This window comes from Calditrichota bacterium (assembly GCA_014359355.1).
In the GTDB taxonomy this organism is placed as follows: Bacteria; Zhuqueibacterota; Zhuqueibacteria; order JANLFK01; family Oleimicrobiaceae; genus Oleimicrobium.
In genome coordinates this window covers 1-10,724 of the sequence record JACIZP010000162.1, presented here as the reverse complement: position 1 = coordinate 10,724, position 10,724 = coordinate 1, and the positions used below count along the sequence as shown (strand labels likewise).

The 10,724-nt window shown below is 61.0% G+C and carries 8 protein-coding genes; all 8 read right to left on the bottom strand.

Annotation, left to right across the window (positions count from 1 at the left end):
* Window positions 1-65: 65 nt before the first annotated feature.
* Window positions 66-491: a response regulator gene (locus tag H5U38_06655; GenBank protein MBC7186699.1), complete on the bottom strand. Its 426-nt coding sequence runs from the start codon at window positions 489-491 to the stop codon at window positions 66-68.
* 59 nt (window positions 492-550) lie between these two features.
* Window positions 551-2,776: a PAS domain S-box protein gene (locus tag H5U38_06650; GenBank protein ID MBC7186698.1), complete on the bottom strand. Its 2,226-nt coding sequence runs from the start codon at window positions 2,774-2,776 to the stop codon at window positions 551-553.
* A gap of 801 nt (window positions 2,777-3,577) precedes the next feature.
* On the bottom strand, window positions 3,578-4,933 hold the full coding sequence (locus tag H5U38_06645) for a sigma-54-dependent Fis family transcriptional regulator (GenBank protein MBC7186697.1): 1,356 nt from the start codon (window positions 4,931-4,933) through the stop codon (window positions 3,578-3,580).
* Window positions 4,926-6,197 (bottom strand): PAS domain S-box protein, encoded by a 1,272-nt coding sequence (locus H5U38_06640; GenBank protein ID MBC7186696.1) that lies wholly within the window; start codon window positions 6,195-6,197, stop codon window positions 4,926-4,928. The genes H5U38_06645 and H5U38_06640 overlap by 8 nt, the downstream gene beginning before the upstream one ends.
* Before the next feature lie 25 nt (window positions 6,198-6,222).
* On the bottom strand, window positions 6,223-6,516 hold the full coding sequence (locus H5U38_06635; protein ID MBC7186695.1) for a hypothetical protein: 294 nt from the start codon (window positions 6,514-6,516) through the stop codon (window positions 6,223-6,225).
* Between the two features lie 518 nt (window positions 6,517-7,034).
* Window positions 7,035-8,687 (bottom strand): phosphoenolpyruvate carboxykinase (ATP), encoded by a 1,653-nt coding sequence (gene pckA / locus H5U38_06630; protein ID MBC7186694.1) that lies wholly within the window; start codon window positions 8,685-8,687, stop codon window positions 7,035-7,037.
* The gene (locus H5U38_06625) at window positions 8,684-9,901 is read right to left on the bottom strand and encodes a pyridoxal phosphate-dependent aminotransferase (GenBank protein MBC7186693.1); all 1,218 of its coding nucleotides are present in this window, start codon (window positions 9,899-9,901) and stop codon (window positions 8,684-8,686) included. The genes pckA and H5U38_06625 overlap by 4 nt, the downstream gene beginning before the upstream one ends.
* A gap of 139 nt (window positions 9,902-10,040) precedes the next feature.
* A partial coding sequence (locus H5U38_06620) for a hypothetical protein (GenBank protein ID MBC7186692.1) occupies window positions 10,041-10,724 on the bottom strand: 684 nt, incomplete at its 5' end.

Below are 10,724 nucleotides of genomic sequence, written 5' to 3'. Positions count from 1 at the left end.
AGATGGCAACTCTCACGGCAGCGACCTGCCTGCGCGCCGACCGCTTCTTGGCAGAAACGGCCGATTCACTGCACCTGGGCAGGGGTACCGGCCTGGTCGCGCAATTTGCTCTCCTCACGATGGCGATGCAAGGCCATCTCGATGGTAATGCGCAGTTCCTTCTCCTCGAAGGGCTTCAACACATAACCGTAGGGCCTGGTCTCCATTGCCCGTTGCAAGGTGGTGTCGTCGGCGTGGGCGGTCAGGTAAATGACCGGAATGTCCAACTTCTGCCGAATCCTCTCTGCGGCCTCCACGCCGTCCATCTCTCCCTTGAGGCGGATATCCATGAGGATCAGATCCGGCTGCACCTGTTCAGCCTTCTGGATTGCCTCCTCCCCTGACCCTGCCAGGGCCACCACCTCGTACCCCATCTTGCGCAGCCGATTCTTGAGGTCCAGGGCCGTGATGTTGAGGTCCTCGACAATCATGATACGAGTGGCTCGGTCCATGTCGCTGTTCCTGCCTGTGAGTTAACTTTCTGCAGCTCCCCACTACCGTGCCGTCCCTCCTAACGCCGCTTTGTCCCATCTGGGAAGCAAATCGTGAACACCGTGCCGCCGCCGCCATTAGAACTCAGCTCTATCGTTCCTTCCAATTGATCAGTGAGGGTGTTGACCAACTGCAGGCCGAGCGATTCGGTGTTGCGAAAGTCCACGTGAGGTGGAAAGCCCACGCCGTCATCGCTCACCTTGAGCACGTAGGTGCCGTTCACCTGCTCCAGCCCCACCGTGACTTTTCCCTTCCGCCCGCCAGGGAAGGCGTGTTTCAGGGCGTTGGAAACGAGCTCGTTGACGATCAAACCGCACGAGATGCCGCTGTCTATGGCCAAGTCGATGCCGTTCACTTGCACGTCCATGGCGATGCGCTCCGGGTCCACGCCGTAGGAGTCGAAGAGGTGGCTGGTGAGGCTCTTCGTGTACTCGGCGAAATCAACCCGCGAGAGATTCTTCGACTGGTAGAGCTTTTCGTGGATGAGGGCCATGGACTTGACGCGATTCTGGCTGTCGTTGAAAATGGCCAAGGCGCGCGGGTCGGTGATGTACGAAGATTGCAAGCTGAGTAGGCTGGAGATCACCTGCATGTTGTTCTTCACCCGATGGTGGATCTCTTTGAGGAGGAGTTCTTTTTCCTTGAGCGAGCTGACAAGCTCCTCTTCGGCCCGCTTGCGCTGGGTGATGTCCTGGTAAATGACAAAGGCCCCATAGTGGGTGCCCTGGATCATCACCGGCACGCCGAACAGCTCCACATCCACCTCGGTGCGGTCCTTTCGGCAGCGGCGCGTCACCGCATGCACCCGCTCGCCGGCGAGCATCCTGCGCGTCAACTGCTGCGCCTCCTCCACCAGCTCAGCACTGGTCAGCAAGGCATCGACTGATTGGCCCATCACTTCGGCACGCTGGTAGAGGAAAAGTCGCTCAAAGGCGCTGTTGCACAGGGTCACCTTCCCTTCCTTGTCCATGGCCGCGATGGCAAGAGGATTGTGCTCAATGAGGGCCTGGAGGTAGGAGCGCTGCTGGCGGATCTGCTCCTCCTGCTGTCGGCGCTCCGTGATGTCGATGTCGGCGCCCTGATAGCCCGCAAAGGCGCCGCTCTTGTCAAAGACCGGCGCGGCATTGCGCAACATCCAGCGTAGGTGGCCATCCTTGTGCTGGAGCGGAACCACGAAATCGTGTAGGGGGGCATGGACATCGAAAAGGCGCAAGAGGCTCCTCTCGTACTCGAGGCGCTTGTGGGCATGGAGAAGATCGCCAAGGTGCCTCTTGCCCACCAGCTCTTCGGGCGCATAACCGAGCAGTTGGGTGACCAGGGCATTGCAATAGGTGAAGCAACCGGCGGCGTCCACTTCCCATACCCAGGCATGCACCTGCTCGGTCACCTGCCTGAGGCGCCCCTCTGATTCACGCAGGGACAGCTCAGCAAGCTTGCGGGCAGTAATGTCCTCCAACATGCCATCGTAGTAGCGCACGCGGCCATGCTGGTCACGTACGGGGACCGCCGTGAGTGAACACCATATGCGCGTGCCATCGTATCTCTTGAACGGGACCTCCGCCCTTCTCACTACCCCTTCGCTCTTGAACCGGGCCAGAAGTGCCTCACGATCGGCAGGGTCCGCGTAAAGATCCCTGACGCGTTTGCCGATGAGCTCCTCCCTGCTCGGGAAACCGAACATGGCCACCAGGGCTGGATTTGCCTCAAGAACGCGGCCGTTGGGCCCTGCCGAGGTGCGAAAGACCCCCACCTCCAGGTTCTCAGTGATGGCACGGAACTTGGCCTCGCTTTGCTGCAAGACGGCCCTCTTCTCTTTCCGGGCGCTGATGTCCCGCAGAACGCAAAACAGACTCTTCGCCTGCCCTGCTTCCCCGCGGGTACGCACCGTTACCTCCACCGGGAAAGGAGGACGGTCTTTGGCTCTGAGAACAAACTCAAAGACGCCCTCGCCCCCAGTGCGCACGGTGCGAGTCAAGGCTGAGGCAGCGCGCTTGAACTCTCGGCCATTGGCGAAGAACTCGCGCACGCTCCTCCCCACCACTTCCTCGGGCAGATAGCCGGCCAATCTCTGGATCGCCGGACTGCAATAGCCCACGACCCCTTGCGCAGAGAGCTGGAGCACTACGTCCGGAATCCCCTCGACGAGTTCCCTGAAAAAAGTCCCCTCGGCACGGGTCCCTGCCAAGACCACGGGATGTCCGTTTTCATCTGCCGCCTGGGCGACGGACACTGCGGTGTGCGCCATTGTCACTTCTCCCTCACCTTCAACCACCTGCGGGCAAACCTCTGGTCGTTTGGCGCTGGGGCCTGAACAAGGTGCGCCGGAATCCCACTCCCCGACCGCACACAGCCCAGGGTTGCCGCTCTGCGCGCAGCCAGTCGCGCTCGCTGACGTGAACCGCCATGTTCTATGATGGGACCAGAGGAGGCGCCGATGCTTAGCCGCTCGACGAGAGGCAGAGGACCTTGCAGCTGGGGAAACATGCCTTGGTGGGGCGCCCGGCCAACCCGCTGCGCCCGCGGACATGTTGAATGGCGAAAGCCCGACAGCGCACGCGCAGGCCTCGCTGTCGGGATGGACATCGGCCCCACATCCTCACCTCACTTCCTCCGCAGTAGTCGAGGCGGTGATAGAGGTAGCACACTGCGCGCAACCGGCTCCTCGTTCGTCGGGGCGCAAACTGGCCCCAGCACCTCGGCTACAGGCGACTGTCCACTGCGCACCGCGTGACTTACAAGGAGCGTGCCATGGGAGGAGGCTGCTGCGATGGGCGGAAAAGCAATTGTTTTATCGAGCCTTAGCGGGCTGATGAACAGCGCCCAACCGCAGCCCACAGTCGGCTAGAACGGGGCAATTGTGTACTCCATGCCACACAGGGGGACAAGCGGATGGTACAGGCTGCGGAAAAACAGATAGTTGCATCAGTGGGAGGCACTGCCACATCCGCACTCAGTGTGTCCAGCGCGCGCCACACGCCCAGCAGAGCGACGGAGGAAAGACCGCCGACTGGGTAGATGGGGCGACAAGCGCCGGCTGAGGGCGATCTTAATCCGTCATTCCGTACTGGCGAAGTTTGGCGCGGAGCGTCTTGACGGTGATGCCGAGCACGCGGGCAGTTTGGCTCTTGTTCCCGTTCAGGCGTTTGAGGGTCTTGAGGATATGCTCCCGCTCCACATCCTCCAATTTCACCAGCTGCGCAGGGGCTTCGACCTGTTCCAGCAGCTCCGCGTGCTCGCGGATGTAAGGGAAGTGCTCGGCGGTGAGAGTCTCCGTGCCGCGACTCAGCACTGCAGCACGCTCGATGGCGCTCTCTAACTCCCGCACGTTCCCCGGCCAGTTGTGCTCCATGAGCAAGCGCATAGCCTCGCTGGAGAACTTCTTACGCTCGCCATTGCGGGCCACAAAGCGCGCCAGGAAGTGTTCGGCAAGCACGGGTATGTCTTCCGGGCGCTCGCGGAGCGGCGGGATGCGGATGCACAGCGTATTGAGCCGGAAGTAGAGGTCCTTGCGGAATCTGTCGCGCTTCACCTCTTCCAGCAGATTCCGATTCGTGGTGGCGATGATGCGCACGTCGGTCTGCAGGGTGCGGCCACTGCCGATGCGCTCGAACTCCCCGAACTGCAAAACGCGCAGCAGCTTCACCTGCATGGACTTGTCCAGGTCGGCAATCTCGTCGAGGAGCAGAGTGCCGCCATCGGCGAGTTCGAATCGACCTTTCACCTGCGCCACAGCCCCGGTGAAGGCGCCGCGTTCGTGACCAAAAAGTTCGCTCTCCAACAAGGTGTGGGGCAAAGCGCCGCAGTTTACCTTCACGAACGGCTTGCCGTGACGCGGGCTGGCCAGTTCGATGGCGTTGGCCACCACCTCCTTGCCGGTCCCCGTTTCGCCCTCGATGAGCACCGCCGCCGAGGTGGGCGCGACCATCTGCACCGTCTCGCGGATGCGTTGCATGGCCAAGCTGCGGCCGAGGATGGTGCTCACCCCTTGCTGCTTCTGCAGCTCGGCGCGCAAGAAGCGGTTTTCGGCCACCAACTGCTGCCGCTCTTGCACCCTCTCCACTACCAGGCGCAGCTCCTCGGGCGCTATGGGCTTGGTGATGTAGTCGAAGGCCCCCTTCTTCATGGCCTCCACCGCATTGTCGATGGTGCCATAGGCGGTCATAATCACCACTTCGGTCTCTGGGCGCAGCCTCTTTACGCCGCAGAGCACATCCATGCCGTTGACGCCTTCCATCTTCAGATCGGTGAGCACCAACGCAAAGCTCTGCTTCTCGACCAATTCTAAGGCCGTGGTCCCGTCCCGTACTAGCGTGACGTCATAGCCCAGGCGCTGGATGGCGTCTCGTACGAACCGGCCACCCAAGGGGTCGTCTTCGACTATGAGGATGGAGAGCTTAGCCATGCAGACCTCGCCGCACAGGAAGGAGAATGGTCACCGTGGTGCCTCGCCCCTCGCTGCTTCGCACGATGATCTCGCCTTGGTGGAAGGAGATGAGATTCTTGGCGATGGCGAGGCCCAGACCTGCGCCGCGTTCCTTAGTGGTGAAAAAAGGAGTGAAGAGGCGGTCCATCGTGGCCCGGGACATGCCCACGCCGGTATCGGCGATGAGAATCTGGCAGAGCGAGGGGCGCCGCTGACCAGGTAGGCTTTCCGTCAGCGCAATGCGCAGAGTGCCGCCCTGCGGCATCGCCTGCAGGGCATTGCTCACGATGTTGCTCAATGCGCGCTCCAACAGCAGCGGGTCGGCGTTCGTCATAACCGGGCGAGCCGGCAAATCCTCTTGGATCAGGACGTTGCTGTGCGAGGACAGACGCTTGCGGCACGAGGCCACCTGCTCACGGAGGAAGGAGGTCAGATCAAGAGGAGCAAGGGCTGGCTTGCCAGGCCGCACCAGGAGCAGGAGATTATTGACGATTTCGTCCAGGCGCTGCACGCCCTCCTGAATCTGTTGTGCCATCGTATTGCGTGCATCGTCGGCCGGCAGATCCTGGCTCAGGAGCGCGGCATAGCCAGCGATCCCCTGCAGAGGGTTGCGGATTTCGTGCGCCACAACGGCCGCCATCTCGGTCAAGGCGGAAAGCACGCTCACCCGGCGCCGCTCCTCTTCCAGCGCACGCACGGCCGTCAGATCGCTGAACACCTCTATGGCACCCAGCACATCCCCTTGTGGCGTGGTCAGGCGCGAGATGGCGAACTTGACCGGCAGGCGGCGCCCGCATTTGCTGAGGATCTCCTTGTCGCCCTCGCTGCTCCCCGCCGCAGACTTCAACACCTGGAGCGGCGTAAAGGCATCCGAGGTACAGGAGCAGAATACTTCCTCGTACTGCCTGCCCACTATCTCTTCTGCCCTGTAACCGGTAAGCCGCTCCGCTGCTCGGTTAACCAAGGTGATGGTGCCCAGCCGGTCAACGACCACCACGCAGTTCGACATGCTGTCCAAAATATGGTTGAGGTAGGTCTTGAGGCGCTGCGTTTCGATGAGGTTTTGTGCCAGTTCCGCATTGCGCTGCGCCAACTGCAGGTCGAGCTCGGCAATGCGTTGGCTCAGCTCGCGATGGGCACTCGTGATAGAGGCCATAGCCTGGTTAAAGTCGGCAATCGCCGCCCCCAGCGCGATTTCCCCCGCTGCCGCCACGCCCGGGCTCACCTGTTCTGCCTGTTGCATGTGTGCGCCCTGCCGTGCCATGGACTCAAGGTCGAGTGCCACCGTTGTTTGCACCGTTGGTGTAGTCCAAGGATAGCTCAATGCTTCGCCCGCACGCGCAGGTTATCTCGATGCGCTCCACCACGTTGTTCCGCGTGTAGGCCCTCACCTTTGGCTCGCCGCCGGCTGGCTGGGCAGGCTCCCCAATTTGCACCGGCTCGCGCTCCATGCGCACCAAGGCGGCGCGAATGACCCGCTTGGGCCGCGTCAACGGCCGCCCCTCGTGCCGCTGGCCAGCAACAAAGCTCACAAGGTCGACGAATTCTTGCGAATCTGCCATGTCTTTCCTACCCTCTCCGTGCATTTCCGGTGCCCTCACCCCCATTGTACGCAGCTCGGCAAAAATGGCACCAAGGCACGCCTCCCCGCGCGCTGGTGGCAATGATTGCAGGGGCTTCCCTTGCCACAGCGCTAACTCCTTGGAATGACATAGAGTTGATGACGGTGTTCTAGCATCCCTTGCACGCCAGGGTGGGCAGAACACCATGCAGCCCGAGGGCCCACACTGCCCTGCGTAGGTAAGACCGACCTGGTACAGGGTAGAAATTACCCTATGTAAGCTACGGCAACTGTCCTTCCTCGCGGAAAAAGATTGCCTGCTGACGCGACTTGCCGTGCTGTTGACGGAAAAGTGGCACAGGCCGAGATGCTTCCAGTGAGGCGACCTCAGTGCAGCTGCCGGCTTTTGCTCACTGCGTCTGCAAAATGGAAAGGCAAGCCAGGCAGATCTGGCTTGCCTCGATGACAGCTCGACGTGTACCCCGGCGACTCGCACCGGGGATCAGACGGCCAATCCTTCTACACCTGAGCCAGGCGCTTGGGCCCGGCGTCGCGCACCTCTTGAGAGCAGCCGCTGGCGAAAAGCTTAAAGTTCTCTATGAAACGCGCCGCCAGCGCGTCGTACTTCTTCCAATACTCGTCCTTGTCGCCCCACGAGCTGGCGGGGTCAAGCACGTCGTCTGGCACATCCGGACACGTGACCGGCACCTCGAAGCCGAAGATGCGGTCCTTGCGGTACTCAACCTGGTCCAGCTTGCCCTCCAGGGCGGCGTTGAGCAGGTTGCGCGTATGACGGATGCTGATGCGTTTGCCGACCCCGAAGCGGCCGCCTACCCAACCGGTGTTCACCAGCCAGCACTGCGCCTTGTGCTGCAAGAGGCGTTTCTTCAGCATCTCCCCGTACTCGAACGGATGGCGCACCATGAACGGCGCGCCAAAACAGGTGCTAAAGGTAATCTGCGGTTCGATGCCGAGCCCGATCTCCGTACCCGCGATCTTGGAGGTGTAGCCACTGATAAAATGGTACTGCGCTTGTTCCGGCGTCAAACGCGCGATGGGCGGCATAACACCCGAGGCGTCGCAGGTGAGGAAGATGACGTTCTTCGGGTGGGAGCGCACGTACCCCTCCGGTACAATGTTGGGGATGAACTCCACCGGGTAGCACGCCCTGGTGTTTTCCGTAATCATGTCGTCGTCGAGGTCCATGCGCCGCGACACCGGGTCGTAAACCACGTTCTCCAAGATGGTACCGAAGCGTCTGGTGGCCGCCCAGATTTGCGGCTCATGCTCAGGCGACAGGCGGATGACCTTGGCATAGCAGCCACCCTCGAAATTGAACACTCCTTCGGCGCTCCACCCGTGCTCATCGTCGCCGATCAGGCGGCGTCGGGGGTCAGCCGAGAGGGTCGTCTTGCCGGTGCCGCTCAGCCCGAAAAAGAGCGCCACGTCGCCCTTCGAGCCCACGTTGGCCGAGCAGTGCATGGGCAGCACGTCCTCAAAAGTCAGCAGAAAGTTGAGCAGGGTGAAGACGGACTTCTTGATCTCGCCGCCGTAAAGGGTGTTGGCAATGATACCCAGCCGCTCGCCAAAGTTGAGAATGATTGCGGTCTCCGTGCGTGTGCCGTCCACCCTAGGGTCCACCTTGAAGCCGGTGACCGCAATCACCGTAAATTCGGGGACGAAGTGCTTCAGCTCTTCGATGTTCGTGGTGGTCAGGAACATGTTGCGCACGAACAGGCTCTGCCAGGCTTTCTCGGTGATGATGCGGATGGGCATCCGATAGTTCGGGTCAGCGCACACGTAGCAGTCCTGCACGAACAGCTCCTCCCCCTGGCAGTAGGCCTGCACCCTGGCAAGAATTTCGTGGAATTTGGCGGCACTGAGCGGCCGGTTGTACTCGCCCCACCAGATGCGATCCTCCGTGGAGGCTTCCCGCACGATGAACTTGTCAGCCGCCGCGCGCGCCGTATGCTTGCCGGTGTGCACCACCAACGGGCCCTGGTCGAGCACATGCGCCTCGTTGCGGAATATGGCTTCCTCGTACAGAGCCGCCTCGGGGAGGTTCCAATACACTCTGTCAAGATACGTCAGCCCGTGGTTGCTGAGCCCATAGTCGGAGGCGAGCTCTTTCGCCTGCTTGCTTGCCGGTGTGTCGAACTCCAGGTACTTCATGCCCAATCCCTCACCAATTTGCGGTCGCCGATGTACAGCTCATTGGGCGAATTGAGGTCCAGCGCCCATTTCATGCGCTCGATTCCTTCGGTGATATCCTTGATGGAACCACAGAAGCTGAGGCGCAAATACCCCTCAAGCCCAAACTCCACCCCTGGGACGGTGAGCACAAGCACCTTGTCGATGAGGAAATTGGAGAGCTTGGTCGAATCCTTGCTGTAGGCGCTAAAGTCGGCAAAGCAGTAGAAAGTGCCGTCCGGTTTGGTGACCTTCACACCCTGGAACGAGCGCAGGCGGTCGATCATGACGTTGCGATTGTTTTCCAAAGTGACGCGCAGATTCTCGACGCAGGACTGCAGGCCGTTCAGCGCCCCCACTGCCGCGACTTGCAGGAGCACCGAGGGGCCAGAGGTCTGGTGGCCTTGAATATTGGTCATCGCCTCGATGAGCTTCTTGTTGGCAACTGCCCAACCAATGCGGAATCCGGTCATGGCGTACTGCTTGGACACGCCGTTAATCACGATGAGTTTGGAATTCTCTGAGAGATCCTTGGCGTACTTGTAGCAGCTGATCGGCTTGCGACCATCGAAAATGAGGCGGTGGTAGATGTCGTCCATAATCAGGTAGAGGTTGCGCCGTTCACAAAAGTCCACAATATCGGCGATGAACTCCTCTGAGTACATGGCGCCAGTGGGATTGTTGGGGCTGTTGATGATCACCGCCTTGGTGTAGGGCCCAACGCGCTGTTCAATGTCCTGCAGACGAGGATAGAAGGTGCCGTCTTCCGGCAAAACGGGCACCGGTATCCCCTGACACAGGCGGACCATGTCCGGGTAGCTCACCCAATAAGGGGCTGGAAAGATGACCTCTTCTTGGGGGTTAAGGATGGCCTGTAAGGCGACCATGATGGCCTGTTTGGCGCCGCCGGAGGCGATCACGTTCTCCGGGGCAACCAGCCGGCCGTAGTGCTCCTCGGTGTAGCGAATGATGGCCTTCTTGAGGGCTGGGATGCCATCGGCGGGCGCGTACCGGACCTCACCGGTGTTCAGGTGGGCAGCCGCCGCGACGATGGCATCAATCGGGGCTCTGCTCTTCGGCTCTCCGCCACCCAAATGGATGACGGGCTCCCCCTTGTCTCGCAAGATGGCCGCCTTTTCGTTCAAAGCGAGCGTGGGCGACGCTTTGATCGTCTTGGCAACTTGACTGAGACTCATTGACACTCCTGTATTGTTCCACCGCACAAATAGCAAACGCGAGGCAAATGGAGGTGGCCGGTTACCACCAGAAGCGACCTCGCGGGAAGGCAATTCTACGAAAGTCCACGCTGAAAAACAAACGCTTTTTGGGCTCCGCCTACCTGTCGCCCACACCTGCCATTGCGGTGTAGTCCAGTTCCGAACCAAGCAAGCTGTGCGGGATGAGGTAGACGGCCATCATGAGGACTGCCGCAGCTACGACCCACCCCCGCCGGCGCCGACCACCCCCCGTGACCCACCAGGCGACCAGCCACCCCACCATTGCCAGGAGGGTCTTATTGTCGGTGAGGTCGTGCCCGAAAGGAAACCCAGTCCAGAAGGCGCCAAACGCCAGTTCTTGCACGATGGGGCCCAAAACAAAACCGCCCGCCAAGAACAGGACTATCGTCACGAGCATGAAGGGCCGCGGCTTGCCGCCCTTGCCTATGGCTTCCAGCCCGGCGCGATTGGAAAAGAACATCGCCAGAGTAATGAGCAAAATGTGCGGCAAGAGAACGCCGATTGGAACATGGCCCTTGAAACGCAGCACAACAGGCTCTTTGGTGAGGGAGATCTCCTGGTCATTCCGGGCTAGCCTGACCACGTACATCACCTTGCCGGCTGGCGGCTGCTCGGGGAGCTCCGCCACCAAAATCCCCCGCTCCCAGCGCATCGGCACCGCGGTCCACTCATCGTGGGAACGGTAGCGACGGTAGACAAGAGTTCCGCGAATCGAAGTGTCCGGCACGGCGATGGCGACGGGTGCCCCCGAGCCAATGGTCGCCGAACGGGGCAACCGGAA